Here is a 17,001-nt window from a genome sequence, read left to right as displayed (position 1 = left end):
GCGCTAGCCGTCAAGCGGGTCATGCTTTATTATCCAGCATCTTTTTCAGACCATCGAGAGGCGTGCGGCCCACACCGCGGGCAGATGGCACGCAGGAAGCCCGGACTAATAAGATGGCATTGAAATCCCCCGCGTTTCGTAAAAAATTTCCGTTGTTGGTTACTGGCAGTCTGCTGGCCCTGCAACCCCTAGCCACTTCGTTCGTGGTCGCCGCAGAACAGTATGACTGCTCAGTCTCTGCTTCGGGTGGCTGGGACTGCGCGCCGAAAACCAGCGCCGCTCAACTGCCTCCGCGCCCCGTGCATGACGCGAGTGCGGTCAGCTCGAGCACCGCTGCATCGGCCGAAGGCGGCGAAACCAGCGAAGACACCGGCGCCAAGCCGATGCTGGTTACCGAGTCCAAGGGCCGCGGCCTGAAGTCCCGCAGCGAAGACTACAGTCACCTCGACTGGGTTCCGCGCGAGAAGCTCACCGCCGCCCAGTTGGCCGAGACCGGTCCTTACTGTGCTGGTGCTTATATCGAACCGATTCGTCCTGGCATGAATGACAAGACGAATAAAAGTGACGCCCCGACCTTTATCGGCGCCAAGGCTTCGCGTTATCAGCAGGAGCAGCAGATCGCCACCCTGGCCGGTGATGTGGTCATGCGCCAAGGCAGCATGCAGGTCGAGGCCGACGAGGCCAACCTGTACCAGGCCGAGAACCGTGGCGAGCTGAGCGGCAACGTCCGCCTGCGCGACAACGGCGCCCTGCTGGTCGGCGATCACGCCGACGTGCAGCTGGACACCGGCGAGGCCAAGGTCGACAACGCCGAATACGTGATGCACAAATCGCGCATCCGCGGTAACGCGCTGTACGCCAAGCGTGCCGAGAACGCGATCATCCGCCTCAAGGATGGTACCTACACCACGTGCGAACCGAGCAGCAACGCCTGGCAGCTCAAGGGCAACAACATCACCCTGAACCCGGCGACCGGCTTCGGCACCGCGACCAACGTGACGTTGCGCGTCAAGGACATTCCGGTCCTGTACACGCCGTACATCTATTTCCCGATCGACGACCGTCGCCAGTCCGGCTTCCTGCCGCCGACCATCGGCAGCGGCAGCGATACCGGCTTCATGCTGGTCACCCCGTACTACTTCAACCTGGCGCCGAACTACGACGCCACGTTGTACCCGCGCTACATGAGCAAGCGTGGCCTGTTGATGGAAGGCGAATTCCGCTACCTGACCAAGTCCAGCGAAGGTCAGTTCGGCGCGGCGTACCTCAACGACGACAACGACGACCGCAAGCTGCAGACGGACTACGAAAAGACCCGCTACATGTACAACTGGCAGCACAAGGGCGGACTCGATTCGCGGGTAATGACCGAGGTCGACTACACCAAGATCAGCGATCCGTACTACTTCCAGGATCTGCAGAGCGACCAGATCGGTGTGGAAAGCCGTGACTTCGTGAACCAGCAAGGTGCAGTGAGTTATCGCGGTGATACCTATACCGCGCGGCTCAATGCTCAGGCCTACCAATTGGCCACGGTTTCCAATGTCACGCCTTACAACCGTCTACCGCAGATCACCTTGAATGGCTTCCTGCCACAGCATCCGGGCGGGTTGGACTTCACTTACAACACCGAAATTGTTCGGTTTGAGCGTGACCTGAGAACGGGCGACTTTACCGACGAAAACGGTGTTTCTTCACCATTTCTGGATACGTATACCCGAGGCCTGACACGCGCTAATGGTAATCGCCTCAATCTCGCACCATCCGTAAGCCTTCCGCTCAACTGGACTTATGGTTTCATCAAACCAACCCTCAAGTATCAATACACCCAGTACGACCTTGATCTTGATGGCACTGGCAAAGATCAAATCATCGCTGACAAAAGGGCGGCAGCCATCAATGGCACGGATTACGTCGGAGGCGACTTCAGCAGTTCGCAAAGCCGTGGTGTACCGATAGCAAGCATTGATAGCGGCCTGTACTTCGACCGCAACACCCAATGGTTCGGTAAGAACTATCGTCAGACTCTGGAACCGCGCTTGTACTATCTCTATGTTCCGGAGAAAAATCAGGAAGACATTCCGGTATTCGATACTGGCGAATCCACCTTCAACTACTCGTCGCTGTTCCGCGATAACCGGTTCTCCGGCTCCGATCGCGTAGGCGATGAAAACAAACTGTCGCTCGGCGTGACCAACCGCTGGATCGAAGAAAACGGCTTCGAACGTCAACGCATCAGTATCGGCCAGGCTTTCTACTTCAAGGATCGCGAAGTCCAGCTGCCAGGCATCGATGCCAAGACCCGCGACGACGCGCACTCCAACGTTTCGCCTTATGCGCTGGAATACGAATACCGCTGGAACCGCGACTGGCGTACCACTGCCGACTACAACTGGGACCCGGACAGCCGTAGCCCACGCTCCGGCAGCGCGATGTTCCACTACCAGCCGGAAGACAACCCGAACAAGGTCATCAACGCCGGTTATCGCTATCGCAACGACCAAGTGATCTACAACCAGAACACTGGTAAATGGCAGTTTGGCGGTGATTATGGCACCCCTGGCAGTGCGAACTATGTGAAGGACTACTACAAGATCCAGCAGCACGACTTCTCTGTTATCTGGCCGATCGTGCCGCAATTGAATCTGATCAGCCGCTGGCAGTACGACTACAACCGCAACCGTACCCTCGATGCCTTCGGTGGTTTCGAATACGACAACTGCTGCTGGAAACTGCGCCTGATCAACCGTTACTGGGTCAAGTATGACGAGTTCAGCCAGGACGCCCCTTCGAACGAGAAAGGCGACCATGGCATCTTCCTCCAAATTGTTCTGAAGGGACTCGGCGGCCTCACCGGCTCCAAGGTAGAGAGCTTCCTCGACAAAGGCATTCAAGGTTACCGTGAACGTGAAGACCAAGCTTTCTGATTGTCTGCGCCCGCTGATGCTGGGCGCGCTGTTCCTGGGTACCGCGGCGAGCGCCGCGGTACAACCCATCGACAAAGTGGTGGCCATCGTCGATAACGACGTGGTCATGCAGAGCCAGCTGGACCAACGGGTTCACGAAGTTCAGCAAACCATCGCCAAGCGCGGCGGCGGCATGCCTCCCGCCGAGGTCCTGAACCAGCAGGTACTGGAACGCCTGATCGTCGAAAACCTGCAACTGCAGATCGGCGAACGCTCCGGCATCCGCATTACCGATGAAGAGCTGAACCAGGCCGTCGGCACCATCGCCCAACGCAACAACATGACGCCCGATCAGTTCCGCGCCGCCCTGGCTCGTGATGGCCTGTCCTATCAGGACGCCCGTGAGCAGATTCGCCGCGAGATGATCATCAGCCGCGTGCGCCAGCGCCGTGTTGCCGAACGCATTCAGGTCTCCGAGCAGGAAGTGAAAAACTTCCTCGCCTCCGACCTGGGCAAGATGCAATTGTCCGAAGAGCTGCACCTGGCCAATATCCTGATTCCAACCCCGGAAAGCGCCAACTCCGAAGCGATTCAGAGCGCCGCGCGCCAGGCCATGGACATCTACCAGCAGCTCAAGCAAGGCGCCGACTTCGCTCAGCTGGCCATCGCCCGTTCCGGCAGCGACAACGCCCTGGAAGGTGGTGACATGGGCTGGCGTAAAGCCGCTCAACTGCCCCCTCCGTTCGACCGCGAACTGAGCGCCATGGCAGTGGGCGATATCACGCAGCCAGCTCGTACTCCAGGCGGCTTCATCATCCTGAAGCTGTTGGAAAAACGCGGCGGCAGCAATCAGATGCGGGACGAAGTGCATGTCCGTCATATCCTGATCAAGCCAAGTGAAATTCGCAGCGAAGAAGAAACCAAGCGCCTGGCCCAGAAGCTCTACGAGCGCATCGAAGCCGGCGAAGACTTTGCCGAACTGGCGAAAAGCTACTCGGAAGACCCGGGTTCCGCCCTCAATGGCGGCGACCTCAGCTGGATCGACCCGAACGCCCTGGTTCCCGAGTTCCGCGACGTGATGGCCAAGACCCCGCAAGGTCAGCTGTCCAAGCCGTTCCAGAGCCCATATGGCTGGCACGTATTGGAAGTCCTTGGCCGCCGCGCCACTGACAGCACCAGCCAGGCCCGCGAACAGCAAGCGATGACCGTGCTGCGCAACCGTAAATACGACGAAGAGCTGCAAACCTGGCTGCGCCAGATTCGCGATGAAGCCTACGTCGAGATCAAACTTCCTGGCGCTGACCAGGCGGCACAGTGAAACCCAAGCGTTTCGCGCTTACCCCCGGCGAGCCAGCCGGCATAGGTCCCGACCTGTGCCTGTTGCTCGCTTCGCAACAACAGCCATACCCCCTGATCGCCATTACCAGCTGCGACCTGCTTACCGAGCGGGCCGCGCAGCTGGGTGTGGCCGTCAGCCTGATTGCGGTCGGTCCCGACAATTGGCCAAACCAGCCGGCCGCCGCCGGTAGCCTCTATGTCTGGGATACCCCGCTGTCGGCCAAGGTCGTTACTGGTCAGCTCGACAAGGCCAACGCCGCGTTCGTTCTGGAAACCCTGACCCGGGCCGGCCAAGGCTGCCTGGACGGACATTTCGACGGCATGATTACCGCCCCGGTCCACAAGGGTGTGATCAACGAAGCCGGCATTGCCTTTTCCGGCCATACCGAGTTTCTCGCCGACCTGACGCACACCGAACAAGTGGTGATGATGCTGGCCACCCATGGCCTGCGCGTGGCACTGGTGACCACTCACCTGCCACTACGGGACATCGCCGACGCCATTACCCCGGAGCGCCTGGAGCGGGTTACGCGCATTCTGCATGCGGACCTGCACAACAAATTCGGCATCGCCCAGCCACGCATCCTGGTCTGCGGGCTCAACCCGCATGCCGGCGAAGGCGGACATCTGGGCCATGAAGAAATCGATATCATCGAACCCACCCTGGAGCGTCTGCGCAACGAAGGCATGGACCTGCGTGGCCCCCTGCCCGCCGACACTCTGTTTACCCCAAAATATCTGGAGCACTGCGACGCAGTGCTAGCGATGTACCACGACCAGGGGCTGCCCGTGCTGAAATACAAAGGCTTCGGCGCCGCGGTCAACGTGACGTTGGGCTTGCCGATCATCCGCACCTCGGTCGACCACGGCACTGCCCTGGATCTGGCCGGAAGCGGCAAGATCGATACCGGCAGCCTGAAAGTCGCCCTGGAAACCGCCTACCAGATGGCCGAGACCCGTTTATGACCGAGCAATACCAACACCGGGCGCGCAAGCGCTTCGGCCAGAACTTCCTGCATGACGCCGGCGTGATCGACCGCATCCTGCGCTCCATCAATGCCAAATCCGGCGACCGCATGCTGGAAATCGGCCCGGGCCAGGGCGCCTTGACCGAGGGCCTGCTCAACAGCGGCGCCCAGCTGGATGTGGTCGAACTGGACAAAGACCTGGTGCCGATCCTCAACCAGCAGTTTGCTGGCCGGGATAATTTCAGCCTGCACCAGGGCGATGCCCTGAAGTTCGACTTCAACAGCCTGAATGCCGCGCCCGGCAGCCTGCGGGTGGTTGGCAACCTGCCCTACAACATCTCCACCCCACTGATCTTTCACCTGCTGCAGAACGCCGGACTGATCCGCGACATGCACTTCATGCTGCAGAAAGAAGTGGTCGAGCGCCTCGCCGCGGGCCCGGGCGGTGGTGACTGGGGTCGCCTGTCGATCATGGTCCAGTACCACTGCCGCGTGGAGCATCTGTTCAACGTCGGCCCTGGCGCGTTCAATCCGCCACCAAAAGTCGACTCGGCAATCGTCCGCCTGGTGCCACACGCCGTGCTGCCGCATCCGGCCAAGGATCATCGCCTGTTGGAGCGCATCGTCCGCGAAGCCTTCAACCAGCGTCGCAAGACCCTGCGCAATACCCTCAAGGCCCTGCTCACAAGCGCCGAGATCGAAGCCGCCGGCGTCGATGGCAGCCTGCGTCCGGAGCAACTGGACCTGGCAGCCTTCGTTCGCCTGGCCGACAAGCTCAGCGAACAAGCCGCGGATACCGCCAGCGCCAGCTGACACGCCACGAGCGTTATCGGGTAAGACGCCAGGCTCCATGTCTGGTTTACTACCCGATACTTGGCCTAGACTGACCTCCATCAGCTTTGTCCCGCGTCCCGCTTCGTTTTAAGGCCCCTTGCATGTCCGATCCCCGCTATCAGATCGACGTCAGCGTCGTCACCCGCTTTCTCGCAGAACAGTCGCAACCCGAGCAGAACCGCTTTGCCTTCGCCTACACCATCACCGTACAGAACAATGGCCTGCTGCCTGCCAAACTGCTCTCGCGGCACTGGGTGATCACCGATGGCGACGGGCACGTCGAGGAAGTTCGCGGCGCCGGCGTCGTCGGCCAGCAACCGCTGATCGCCGTGGGCAAAAGCCACACCTACAGCAGTGGCACGGTCATGACCACACGCGTCGGCAATATGCAGGGCAGCTATCAGATGCTCGCCGAAGACGGCAAACACTTCGACGCCATCATCGCCCCCTTCCGCCTGGCCGTGCCCGGAGCCCTGCACTGATGACGACTTACGCCGTCGGTGACCTGCAAGGCTGCCTGAGGCCTTTGCAGTGCCTGCTTGAAAAGGTCGCTTTCGACCCGACCAAGGATCGCCTGTGGCTGGTCGGCGACCTGATCAACCGCGGCCCGCAGTCGCTGGAAACCCTGCGCTTTCTTTATGCCATGCGCGACTCCCTGGTCTGCGTGCTGGGCAATCACGACCTGCACCTGCTGGCCGTCTGGCGCAATATCGAGCGTCTGAAGAAAGCCGACACCCTGCGCGAGATCCTCAACGCGCCGGATTGCGAGGAGTTGCTCCAGTGGCTGCGCCAGCAAAAGCTGATGCACTATGACGAACAGCGCAACGTCGCCCTGGTGCACGCGGGGATACCGCCACAGTGGTCGCTGAAAAAAGCCCTCAAGTGCGCCACCGAAGTCGAAGAGGCGCTGCGGGACGACAACCGCTTCGAGCCCTATCTGGACGGTATGTACGGCAACGACCCGACAAAATGGGACAGCGAACTCAAAGGCGTGACCCGTCTGCGGGTGATCACCAACTATTTCACCCGCATGCGTTTCTGCACCAGCGATGGCAAGCTCGACCTCAAGGGCAAGGAAGGGCCGGACACCGCCCCACCGGGGTACGCGCCGTGGTTCGAGCACAAGGAACGCAAGACCCGGGACGTGAAAATCATCTTCGGTCACTGGGCCGCCCTCGAAGGCAATTGCAACCAGCCCGGCGTTGTCGCCCTGGACACCGGCTGCGTCTGGGGCGGAGCCCTGACCTTGCTGAACGTCGATACCGGCCAACGCCTCGAGTGTGAGTGCGACGCCCACGGCCACATCAAGCCCCAGGCCAATCAACCCTCCCCTGAACCCACACCAATCACCGCCAAGCGCTAGACGGCGCTTGCCACCAGGCCCAGGAGCCCGCCATGAGCGAATTCAAACGCATCCCCCCAGAACAGGCCCAGGCACTGCGCGAGCAAGGCGCCGTGGTGGTCGATATCCGCGACCCGCAGACCTTTGCCCTGAACCACATCAGCGGCTCCCTGCACCTGGATAACCATTCCATCTCCGACTTCATCCGCAACGCCGATCTCGACGCCCCGCTGGTGGTCGTCTGCTATCACGGCAACTCCAGCCAAAGCGCAGCGGCCTACCTGATCAGCCAGGGCTTCTCCGACGTCTACAGCCTGGACGGTGGTTTCGAATTGTGGCGGACCACCTACCCTGCGGAAATTGCTCAGGGCAGCGCCGAATAATTTTTCTGCGCGCCAGCCCGCGTCATTCGCGGGCTGGCGCCATGACCGACGAACGGTCACTTGAACAAATTGCGTATTCCACCTTTACCTCCCCGATTCCGAACTATCCTTAGCCTCAGGCCATCCAATCAGGGGAGAGCCGGTACACCGGCGTGCGGGTCATCGGTACTAGCTTTCAAGGTCGATAGCTTTGAAAGTGTTCTGGGGGGTAAACATCAGCCGGATTCCCGGCTGCATGCCAGCACTTGACTGACTGATCCGGCGTCGGCTCCACGTATCGAGCGAGGTGACGTCATGAGTATTTTTAGCCACTTCCAACAACGCTTCGAATCCACACGCCAGGAAGAGTTCTCGCTACAGGAGTACCTGGAGCTCTGCAAAAAGGACCGTAGCGCCTACGCGTCGGCCGCTGAACGCCTGCTTCTGGCTATCGGCGAACCGGAGCTGCTGGACACGTCGACCAATTCGAGACTGTCACGGATCTTCTCCAACAAAGTGATCCGTCGCTATCCGGCCTTTGAAGACTTCCATGGAATGGAAGAATGCATCGACCAGATCGTCTCCTACTTCCGCCATGCCGCCCAGGGCCTGGAAGAGAAGAAACAGATCCTTTACCTCCTCGGCCCCGTCGGTGGCGGTAAATCATCCCTGGCCGAAAAACTCAAACAACTGATCGAAAAGGTGCCCTTCTACGCCATCAAGGGCTCTCCGGTATTCGAGTCGCCTCTTGGGTTGTTCAACGCCACGGAAGATGGCGCGATCCTCGAAGAAGACTTCGGTATCCCACGGCGCTACCTGAACACCATCATGTCGCCCTGGGCCACCAAGCGCCTGTCCGAGTTCGGTGGCGACATCAGCCAGTTCCGGGTGGTCAAGCTCTATCCTTCGATCCTCAACCAGATCGCCGTCGCCAAGACTGAACCTGGAGACGAGAACAACCAGGACATTTCCGCACTGGTGGGCAAGGTCGATATTCGCAAGCTGGAGGAATTCCCGCAGAACGACGCCGACGCCTACAGCTATTCGGGCGCACTGTGCCGGGCCAACCAGGGCCTGATGGAGTTCGTCGAAATGTTCAAGGCACCGATCAAGGTGCTGCACCCATTGCTGACGGCCACCCAGGAAGGCAACTACAACAGTACCGAGGGGCTGGGCGCGATCCCCTTCACCGGCATTCTGCTGGCCCACTCCAACGAATCGGAATGGCACACCTTCCGTAACAACAAGAACAACGAAGCCTTCATCGACCGGATCTATATCGTCAAAGTCCCGTACTGCCTGCGGGTCAGCGACGAAGTCAAAATCTACGACAAGCTGCTGTTCAACAGCTCCCTGTCCAAGGCGCATTGCGCTCCCGACACCCTGAAAATGCTCGCTCAGTTCACCGTGCTCTCGCGTCTCAAGGAGCCGGAGAACTCGAACATCTACTCGAAAATGCGCGTCTACGACGGCGAGAACCTCAAGGACACCGATCCGAAAGCCAAGTCGATCCAGGAATACCGCGACGCCGCCGGCGTGGATGAAGGCATGAACGGTCTGTCGACCCGCTTCGCCTTCAAGATTCTGTCGAAAGTCTTCAACTTCGATCCCCACGAGATCGCGGCGAACCCGGTGCACCTGCTTTATGTGCTCGAACAACAGATCGAACAGGAACAGTTCCAGGCGGAAACCCGCGAACGCTACCTGCGCTTCCTGAAGGAATACCTGGCTCCGCGGTATATCGAGTTCATCGGCAAGGAAATCCAGACGGCGTACCTGGAGTCCTACAGCGAATACGGCCAGAACATCTTCGACCGCTATGTGCTGTATGCGGACTTCTGGATTCAGGATCAGGAATACCGCGATCCGGAAACCGGCGAGATCCTCAATCGGGTCGCGCTCAACGAAGAGCTGGAAAAAATCGAGAAACCGGCCGGCATCAGCAATCCGAAGGATTTCCGCAACGAAATCGTCAATTTCGTATTGCGGGCCCGAGCCAACAACAACGGCAAGAACCCGACCTGGCTCAGCTACGAAAAACTGCGGGTGGTCATCGAGAAGAAAATGTTCTCCAACACCGAGGACCTGCTCCCGGTCATCAGCTTCAATGCCAAGGCCAGCAAAGAGGATCAACAGAAACACAACGACTTTGTTACCCGAATGGTCGAGCGCGGCTACACCGACAAACAGGTACGACTGCTGTCCGAGTGGTATCTGCGGGTCAGAAAATCGCAGTAACCCGCCGGATGCACCGGTTGTCGTTAGCCAGGAGCCTGTCTTAGCGATTTCTGCTACACAGGCTTCAGGAAGCGCGTTTGAACGTTCGCAGCGAGGCTCGGGCAGAGGACCGGCGGCAAAAAGACACCTTGCCGCCCCCTCCCCCCGTCCGGGCCGCTTGCGAGCTTCAAGACCGCTTCTAAGGAGCAGTCATGAGTTATGTGATCGACCGACGTCTCAATGGCAAGAACAAAAGCACGGTAAACCGTCAGCGGTTTCTGCGGCGTTATCGTGACCACATCAAGAAGGCCGTCGAAGAGGCGGTCAGCCGCCGTTCCATCACTGACATGGAGCATGGCGAACAAATCAGCATTCCAGGCCGGGATATCGATGAACCGGTGCTCCATCATGGGCGCGGCGGTAAACAGACCGTGGTGCACCCGGGAAACAAGGAGTTCACGGCCGGCGAGCACATCGCACGCCCTCAAGGCGGTGGTGGCGGAGGTGGCCGGGGCAAGGCTGGCAATTCCGGCGAAGGCATGGACGAGTTCGTTTTCCAGATTACCCAGGAAGAATTCCTCGAGTTCATGTTCGAGGACCTGGAACTGCCGAACCTGGTCAAACGCAACCTGAGCGGGACCGACACCTTCAAGACCGTCCGGGCCGGGATCAGCAACGAAGGCAATCCCTCGCGCATCAACATCATTCGAACCCTGCGCTCGGCCCATGCCCGGCGCATCGCCCTGTCCGGCAGCAGCCGGGCAAAACTGCGCGAAGTCAAAGAGGAACTTGAACGCCTGAAACGCGAAGAACCGGACAACTTCGGCGATATTCAGGAAATGGAAGCGGAAATCGAGCGTCTCAGCGCCCGTATCCATCGGGTGCCGTTCCTCGACACCTTCGACCTCAAGTACAACCTGCTGGTCAAACAGCCCAACCCCAGCTCCAAGGCCGTGATGTTTTGCCTGATGGACGTTTCCGGCTCCATGACCCAGGCCACCAAGGACATCGCCAAGCGCTTCTTCATCCTTCTGTACCTGTTTCTCAAGCGTAACTACGACAAGATCGACGTAGTGTTCATTCGCCATCACACCAGTGCGCGTGAAGTGGACGAGGAGGAGTTCTTCTACTCCCGGGAAACCGGCGGCACCATCGTCTCCAGCGCCTTGAAACTGATGCAGGAGATCATGGCCGAGCGTTATCCGAGCAACGAGTGGAACATCTACGCCGCCCAGGCTTCCGACGGCGACAACTGGAACGACGACTCGCCGATCTGCCGCGACATCCTGATCAACCAGATCATGCCTTTCGTGCAGTACTACACTTACGTGGAGATTACCCCGCGCGAACATCAGGCCCTGTGGTTCGAATACGAGCGCATCGCCGAAGCCTTTTCCGATACTTTCGCCCAGCAACAACTGGTCTCGGCCGGAGATATCTATCCGGTCTTCCGTGAACTCTTCCAGCGCAGGTTAGTGACATGACCGCCAGAGAGCAGAAACGCCAGCCTATCTCCACCGGTTCGGAATGGACGTTCGAGCTGATCCAGGCCTACGACCGCGAAATCAGCCGTATCGCGGCGCGCTACGCCCTGGATACCTATCCCAACCAGATCGAAGTGATCACCGCCGAACAGATGATGGACGCCTACGCCTCTGTCGGCATGCCCCTGGGTTATCACCACTGGTCCTATGGCAAACACTTCCTTAGCACCGAAAAGTCCTACAGCCGCGGCCAGATGGGGCTGGCCTACGAGATCGTGATCAACTCGGACCCATGCATTGCCTACCTGATGGAAGAAAACACCATCTGTATGCAGGCACTGGTGGTGGCTCATGCCTGCTATGGCCATAACAGCTTCTTCAAGGGCAACTATCTGTTCCGCACCTGGACGGATGCCAGTTCGATCATCGATTACCTGGTGTTCGCCAAGCAGTACATCATGCAGTGCGAAGAGCGCCACGGCATCGATGCCGTGGAGGACCTGCTGGACTCCTGCCATGCCCTGATGAACTACGGGGTGGACCGCTACAAACGTCCTTATCCGATTTCCGCGGAAGAAGAGCGACGTCGGCAAAAGGACCGGGAAGAACACCTGCAGAAACAGATCAACGACCTGTGGCGCACCATTCCCAAAGGCACGGACAAGTTCAGCGACAAGGACAACGCGCGCTTCCCCGCCGAGCCGCAGGAAAACATCCTGTACTTCATCGAGAAACACGCGCCGCTGCTGGAACCGTGGCAGCGGGAAATCGTGCGGATCGTGCGCAAGATCGCCCAGTACTTCTACCCGCAACGCCAGACCCAGGTGATGAACGAAGGCTGGGCAACGTTCTGGCACTACACCCTGATGAACGACCTGTATGACGAAGGCCTGGTGACCGACGGCTTCATGATGGAGTTCCTCGCCTCCCACACCAGCGTGGTCTTCCAGCCTGGCTTCGACAGCCCTTACTACAACGGCATCAACCCCTACACCCTCGGTTTCGCCATGTACCGCGATATCCGGCGCATCTGCGAAGAACCGACCGAGGAAGACCGTCGCTGGTTCCCGGAACTGGCCGGGACCGACTGGCTTTCCAGCATCAAGTTCGCCATGAGCAGCTTCAAGGACGAGAGTTTCATCCTGCAGTACCTGTCGCCCAAGGTGATCCGCGATCTCAAGCTGTTCAGCATCCTGGACGATGACCAGAAAGACGACTTGCTGGTACCGGCCATTCATGACGAAAGCGGCTATCGAGTCATCCGCGAAACCCTTGCGGCCCAGTACAACCTGGGTAACCGCGAGCCCAACGTGCAGATCTGGAGCATCGATAGACGGGGCGACCGCTCGCTGACCCTGCGCCACCAACAGCACGACCGCAAACCATTGGGTGACTCCACCGACGAAGTCCTCAAGCACCTGCACCGGCTATGGGGATTCGACATCCATCTGGAAACCCTGCAGGGCGACCAGGTGATGAAAACCCATCACGTACCGCCAAGAAGCGATCACAACGAAGGGGACTATGGCCGCCTGGACCTGGCTGTCATCCACCTCTGAGCGCATGACAAACCTCCGAAAGCTCGGCGCAAGGGTTATTCTGTCGGGCTAACGGAGGTTTTTTATGCAGATTTACAAGGTCGGCGGTGCGGTACGCGATCGCCTGCTGGGCAAACCGGTAACCGACATCGACTGGGTGGTAGTCGGTGCCACGGCCGAAGAAATGCTCGCCAACGGCTTTCGGCCGGTAGGCTCGGACTTTCCGGTCTTTCTTCACCCCAAGAGCGGCGAGGAATACGCCCTGGCCCGCACCGAACGCAAAAGCGGTCGTGGTTATGGCGGTTTCACCTTTCACGCCAGCCCCGAGGTCACCCTCGAAGAAGACCTGATTCGCCGCGACCTGACAATCAACGCCATGGCGGAAGACGACCATGGCGTGCTGACGGATCCATATCACGGCCAGCAGGATCTGGAAAACCGCCTGCTTCGCCACGTTTCCCCCGCATTCGCCGAAGATCCGCTGCGTGTCCTGCGCGTTGCCCGCTTTGCTGCTCGCTACGCTGGGCTCGGCTTCCGGGTGGCGCCTGACACCCTCGAATTGATGCGCCAGCTCAGCGAATCAGGCGAACTGGAAGCCCTGACGCCGGAGCGCAGCTGGAAGGAAATCTCCCGCGCACTGATGGAAGATCACCCCCAAGTGTTCATCCGGGTGCTGCGCGACTGTGGAGCGCTCAAGGTCCTGCTGCCCGAAGTGGAGGCGCTGTTTGGCGTTCCGCAACCCGCCGCCCATCACCCGGAGATCGACAGCGGTGTGCACACACTGAGCGTTCTCGAGCAGGCGGCACTGCACAAGCAGCCATTGAGTGTGCGCTGGGCGTGCCTGTTGCACGACCTGGGCAAGGGCCTGACACCGCAAAGTGAATGGCCACAGCACATCGCACACGAGCACAAGGGCCTGAAGCTGATCAAGTGCGTCAACGAACGCTTCAAGGCGCCGCGCGACTGCCAGGAACTGGCGCTGCTGGTGGGTCAGTACCACACCCATGGCCATCGCGCCCTCGAACTGAAACCTTCGACATTGGCGCAGCTGCTGCAAAGCTTTGACGTGTACCGTCGGCCGCAGCGTTTCGAGGAGTTTATCGCCGCCTGTGAAATGGATGCTCGCGGTCGTCTCGGACTGGAGGAGCGCGCCTATCCCCAGGCGGACTATTTGCGCGGCGCGGCCACCGCAGCACGAACGGTAGCGGTGCAGCCGCTGCTGGAGCAGGGATTCAAGGGGCCGGAGTTGGGAGAGGCGCTGAAACGGGAGCGACTGAAGGCGCTGAAGGCCTACAAGGAACAGCACCCGCGGTAAGAAACATCACGAGCTAGCTCCACTGTAGGAGCTAGCTTGCTCGCAAGCCGATAGCAATCAGCCAGAGCTATCCCAGCTCCGGTGGCGTCAGCTGCCTGCCCCGCCACTCAAAGGCCACGGGCGCCAGCACCTGGTCGATTTGGGCTTCGCGCCAGAGGGTGGCGAAGTCCTGTCCGGCCAGCGGATGAACCCTTTTGGGTGCCATCAGCGACAAAGGCCAGAGCACAAAGGCATTCTTCAGAATCTCGGCGCGCGGCAGGATCAAACCGTCGAAGTTGCCCACCAGATCGCCGTACAGCAGCACATCGATATCCAGCGGCAGGCCCTTGCGGTCCGGGGCATAACGACCGTTGTCCGCTTCGATGAACTTCAACCGACGATCCAGTTCCATCAGTGGCAGATCGGTAAAGGCCGAAACCACCAGATTGAAAAAAGGCCCGCTCTTGATCCCGACCGGCTGGCTTTCGAACACTGCCGAGCAGCGCATGTCCTGCAGGAAGCCCGCCAGGGCATCGAGCCCGGCCAGCAGATGGGTTTCGCGCTCGATATTGCTGCCGAGCCCAAGAAATACCTGAGTTAGCGACATCCGCGCTCGATCTCCACGCCCACACCTTTGGCGGCCGCAACAGCACCGGGTTTGGTCAGCTTGAGGTGCAACCAGGGAATATGGAACTCGCTCATCAGGACTTCAGCCAGACGCTCGGCAAACGTTTCCACCAGCTGGAATTGCGCCTGTTCAGCAAACGCCTGGATCCGCGAAGACACGCTGGCGTAGTCGAGCGCCAGGGTCAGGTCGTCACCAGCCGCGGCCGGGCGGTTGTCCCAGGCGAAGCTCAGGTCAAGGCGCAGGCACTGTCGGATGCCTCGCTCCCAGTCGTAGGCACCGATCACCGTGTCGACTTCCAGACCCTCGATAAACACTCTGTCCAAGCACTCTTCTCCGCAGCACGACAAGGGCGCAATGCGCCGTTAGAATCAGGGCGTCCTCGCCCGGAATAGTTAGCATGTTTTGGTTACTGGCGATCTTCGCCTACCTGCTCGGCTCGCTGTCCTTCGCTATCTTGCTCAGCCGCCTGACCGGTAAACCCGATCCGCGAATGAGTGGCTCGGGCAATGCCGGCGCCACCAACATGTTGCGCCTGGCCGGCAAGAAACTTGCGGTACTGACCTTGCTCGGCGATCTGCTCAAAGGGCTGTTGCCCGTGCTGATCGCCAGTCTCGCAGGCCTTTCGCTCCAACAACAGGCCTGGATCGGGCTCTACGCCGTACTGGGCCATCTGTTCCCGGTGTACTTTCGCTTTCGCGGCGGCAAGGGTGTCGCCACCGCCGCCGGGATGCTGCTGGGGCTTTATCCGCCAGCGGCGCTCCTGGCCATTGCCGCCTGGCTCCTGACCTTCTACCTGACCCGCACCAGCTCGCTGGCGGCCTTGATCGCCACGCCCCTGACCCTGCCATTGCTGGCCTGGCAGGCGCCGGCGGCGCTACTGCCGATGAGCGTGCTCACACTGCTCATCGTCTGGCGCCACCGCGGCAATCTACGCGACCTGTTTGCCGGGCGCGAACGGCATTTCTGAATCCTGAAGATGAACCGGGCTCAGGTCGGGAAATTACCGACTCACAACGGCGACAACTGCTCCATCGGCCAACGCGCCTGCACACTGATCGCCAGGCTCTCCTGCTGACCGGCCTGCAAACGCTGGCAACCGGCAAACGCGATCATCGCGCCGTTATCGGTACAGAACTCAGGACGGGCGTAAAACACATTTCCCTTCATCTCGCCGAGCATTTTTTCCAGCGACGCGCGCAGAGCCTTGTTGGCGCTCACGCCACCAGCAATGACCAGACGCTTGAGTCCGGCCTGCTTCAAGGCTCGCTTGCATTTGATGGTCAGAGTTTCCACCACCGCCTGCTGGAAGGCGAGCGAGATGTCGCAACGGGTTTGTTCGCCGTCGTCTCCAGCGCTGACACATTGCTGCCAGGTATTCAGGGCAAAGGTTTTCAAGCCACTGAAGCTGAAATCCAGCCCTGGACGATCGGTCATCGGCCGCGGGAAAACAAAGCGCCCGGCCACGCCTTGTGCGGCCAGGCGAGCGATTTCCGGACCGCCCGGATAATTCAGGCCGATCATCTTCGCCGTCTTGTCGAAGGCTTCACCGGCAGCATCATCCAGGGTTTCGCCCATCAGCTCGTATTGGCCGATGCCATCGACCCGCACCAGCTGCGTATGTCCACCGGAAACCAACAAAGCGACGAACGGAAATTCCGGCGGTTGTTCTTCCAGCATCGGGGCCAGCAGGTGGCCTTCCATATGGTGCACACCCAGTGCCGGGATACCCCAGGCGAAGGCCAGCGCCTGCGCACAGGAGGCGCCCACCAGAAGGGCTCCGACCAGACCCGGGCCAGCGGTATAGGCAATGGCGTCGATTTCGGTCGGCACACAGTCCGCCTCGGCCAGAACTTGGCGAATCAGCGGTAGCATGCGCTTGACATGGTCGCGAGAGGCCAGCTCCGGCACCACGCCACCATAGGCCCGATGCAGGTCGATCTGACTGAACAGCGCATCGGCCAGCAGGCCCCGCTCGCTGTCGTAAAGCGCGACGCCGGTTTCGTCGCAGGAAGTTTCTAATCCCAGTACTAGCATGGGTTTGCGCCTTGTAGAGGCTAAATTCGAAGGCGCGCATAATAGTCGCCACTCCC

Annotated in this window: 15 protein-coding genes; 12 read left to right on the top strand and 3 right to left on the bottom strand. The window is 59.9% G+C overall.

The window, feature by feature from the left end:
* Nucleotides 1-113 precede the first annotated feature (113 nt).
* From BM019_RS20460 to BM019_RS20410, 11 genes are all read left to right on the top strand, one after another.
* Entirely contained in the window at nucleotides 114-2,927 is a 2,814-nt protein-coding gene (locus BM019_RS20460; RefSeq protein ID WP_092419661.1) for an LPS-assembly protein LptD, read from the top strand.
* Nucleotides 2,908-4,224, top strand: a complete 1,317-nt coding sequence (surA, locus tag BM019_RS20455) for a peptidylprolyl isomerase SurA (protein WP_139217381.1) — start codon at nucleotides 2,908-2,910, stop codon at nucleotides 4,222-4,224. Before BM019_RS20460 ends, surA begins: the two co-directional genes overlap by 20 nt.
* Nucleotides 4,221-5,210: a 4-hydroxythreonine-4-phosphate dehydrogenase PdxA gene (pdxA, locus tag BM019_RS20450; RefSeq protein ID WP_092419655.1), complete on the top strand. Its 990-nt coding sequence runs from the start codon at nucleotides 4,221-4,223 to the stop codon at nucleotides 5,208-5,210. The genes surA and pdxA overlap by 4 nt, the downstream gene beginning before the upstream one ends.
* On the top strand, nucleotides 5,207-6,025 hold the full coding sequence (rsmA, locus tag BM019_RS20445; RefSeq protein WP_007926129.1) for a 16S rRNA (adenine(1518)-N(6)/adenine(1519)-N(6))-dimethyltransferase RsmA: 819 nt from the start codon (nucleotides 5,207-5,209) through the stop codon (nucleotides 6,023-6,025). The genes pdxA and rsmA overlap by 4 nt, the downstream gene beginning before the upstream one ends.
* A 122-nt stretch (nucleotides 6,026-6,147) precedes the next feature.
* A complete protein-coding gene (gene apaG / locus BM019_RS20440; protein ID WP_007926128.1) occupies nucleotides 6,148-6,528 on the top strand; it encodes a Co2+/Mg2+ efflux protein ApaG in 381 nt (126 codons plus the stop codon).
* Nucleotides 6,528-7,409 carry a symmetrical bis(5'-nucleosyl)-tetraphosphatase gene (locus BM019_RS20435; RefSeq protein ID WP_092419652.1) on the top strand — a complete coding sequence of 294 codons (882 nt, stop codon included), beginning with the start codon at nucleotides 6,528-6,530 and terminating at the stop codon, nucleotides 7,407-7,409. The genes apaG and BM019_RS20435 overlap by 1 nt, the downstream gene beginning before the upstream one ends.
* A 32-nt stretch (nucleotides 7,410-7,441) precedes the next feature.
* Nucleotides 7,442-7,771, top strand: coding sequence for a thiosulfate sulfurtransferase GlpE (gene glpE, locus BM019_RS20430; RefSeq protein ID WP_009045885.1), 330 nt, complete (start codon nucleotides 7,442-7,444; stop codon nucleotides 7,769-7,771).
* A gap of 294 nt (nucleotides 7,772-8,065) precedes the next feature.
* Complete coding sequence (locus tag BM019_RS20425) at nucleotides 8,066-9,988, top strand: PrkA family serine protein kinase (RefSeq protein WP_007926124.1); 1,923 nt, start codon at nucleotides 8,066-8,068, stop codon at nucleotides 9,986-9,988.
* A 191-nt stretch (nucleotides 9,989-10,179) separates the two neighbouring features.
* A complete protein-coding gene (locus BM019_RS20420) occupies nucleotides 10,180-11,451 on the top strand; it encodes a YeaH/YhbH family protein (protein WP_007926123.1) in 1,272 nt (423 codons plus the stop codon).
* Entirely contained in the window at nucleotides 11,448-13,010 is a 1,563-nt protein-coding gene (locus BM019_RS20415) for a SpoVR family protein (RefSeq protein ID WP_007926122.1), read from the top strand. Before BM019_RS20420 ends, BM019_RS20415 begins: the two co-directional genes overlap by 4 nt.
* Before the next feature lie 64 nt (nucleotides 13,011-13,074).
* A complete protein-coding gene (locus tag BM019_RS20410) occupies nucleotides 13,075-14,304 on the top strand; it encodes a multifunctional CCA addition/repair protein (protein WP_092419649.1) in 1,230 nt (409 codons plus the stop codon).
* Nucleotides 14,305-14,371: 67 nt separating this feature from the next.
* On the opposite strand, the gene folK is transcribed toward BM019_RS20410, so the two are convergent.
* Nucleotides 14,372-14,890 (bottom strand): 2-amino-4-hydroxy-6-hydroxymethyldihydropteridine diphosphokinase, encoded by a 519-nt coding sequence (gene folK, locus BM019_RS20405; RefSeq protein WP_092419646.1) that lies wholly within the window; start codon nucleotides 14,888-14,890, stop codon nucleotides 14,372-14,374.
* A complete protein-coding gene (gene folB / locus BM019_RS20400; protein WP_007926118.1) occupies nucleotides 14,881-15,234 on the bottom strand; it encodes a dihydroneopterin aldolase in 354 nt (117 codons plus the stop codon). The genes folK and folB overlap by 10 nt, the downstream gene beginning before the upstream one ends.
* 74 nt (nucleotides 15,235-15,308) lie before the next feature.
* On the opposite strand from folB, the gene plsY reads away from it, so the two are divergent.
* On the top strand, nucleotides 15,309-15,878 hold the full coding sequence (gene plsY / locus BM019_RS20395) for a glycerol-3-phosphate 1-O-acyltransferase PlsY (RefSeq protein WP_007926112.1): 570 nt from the start codon (nucleotides 15,309-15,311) through the stop codon (nucleotides 15,876-15,878).
* Between the two features lie 41 nt (nucleotides 15,879-15,919).
* On the opposite strand, the gene tsaD is transcribed toward plsY, so the two are convergent.
* Entirely contained in the window at nucleotides 15,920-16,945 is a 1,026-nt protein-coding gene (gene tsaD, locus BM019_RS20390; protein ID WP_009045890.1) for a tRNA (adenosine(37)-N6)-threonylcarbamoyltransferase complex transferase subunit TsaD, read from the bottom strand.
* Nucleotides 16,946-17,001: the final 56 nt, after the last annotated feature.

The organism is Pseudomonas sp. NFPP07 (assembly GCF_900115645.1).
GTDB lineage: Bacteria > Pseudomonadota > Gammaproteobacteria > Pseudomonadales > Pseudomonadaceae > Aquipseudomonas > Aquipseudomonas chlororaphis.
Note: the sequence above shows the minus strand (reverse complement) of the source record. Positions and strands in the feature narration are given on the sequence as shown.

What these genes read in the sequence shown, in the direction of transcription:
- BM019_RS20435 (WP_092419652.1), top strand. Translation starts at nt 6,528, where the DNA reads ATGACGACTTACGCCGTCGGTGACCTGCAAGGCTGCCTGAGGCCTTTG.
- tsaD (WP_009045890.1), bottom strand. Translation starts at nt 16,945, where the DNA reads ATGCTAGTACTGGGATTAGAAACTTCCTGCGACGAAACCGGCGTCGCG.
- apaG (WP_007926128.1), top strand. Translation starts at nt 6,148, where the DNA reads ATGTCCGATCCCCGCTATCAGATCGACGTCAGCGTCGTCACCCGCTTT.
- plsY (WP_007926112.1), top strand. Translation starts at nt 15,309, where the DNA reads ATGTTTTGGTTACTGGCGATCTTCGCCTACCTGCTCGGCTCGCTGTCC.
- folK (WP_092419646.1), bottom strand. Translation starts at nt 14,890, where the DNA reads ATGTCGCTAACTCAGGTATTTCTTGGGCTCGGCAGCAATATCGAGCGC.
- BM019_RS20410 (WP_092419649.1), top strand. Translation starts at nt 13,075, where the DNA reads ATGCAGATTTACAAGGTCGGCGGTGCGGTACGCGATCGCCTGCTGGGC.
- BM019_RS20460 (WP_092419661.1), top strand. Translation starts at nt 114, where the DNA reads ATGGCATTGAAATCCCCCGCGTTTCGTAAAAAATTTCCGTTGTTGGTT.
- BM019_RS20425 (WP_007926124.1), top strand. Translation starts at nt 8,066, where the DNA reads ATGAGTATTTTTAGCCACTTCCAACAACGCTTCGAATCCACACGCCAG.
- BM019_RS20415 (WP_007926122.1), top strand. Translation starts at nt 11,448, where the DNA reads ATGACCGCCAGAGAGCAGAAACGCCAGCCTATCTCCACCGGTTCGGAA.
- rsmA (WP_007926129.1), top strand. Translation starts at nt 5,207, where the DNA reads ATGACCGAGCAATACCAACACCGGGCGCGCAAGCGCTTCGGCCAGAAC.
- BM019_RS20420 (WP_007926123.1), top strand. Translation starts at nt 10,180, where the DNA reads ATGAGTTATGTGATCGACCGACGTCTCAATGGCAAGAACAAAAGCACG.
- glpE (WP_009045885.1), top strand. Translation starts at nt 7,442, where the DNA reads ATGAGCGAATTCAAACGCATCCCCCCAGAACAGGCCCAGGCACTGCGC.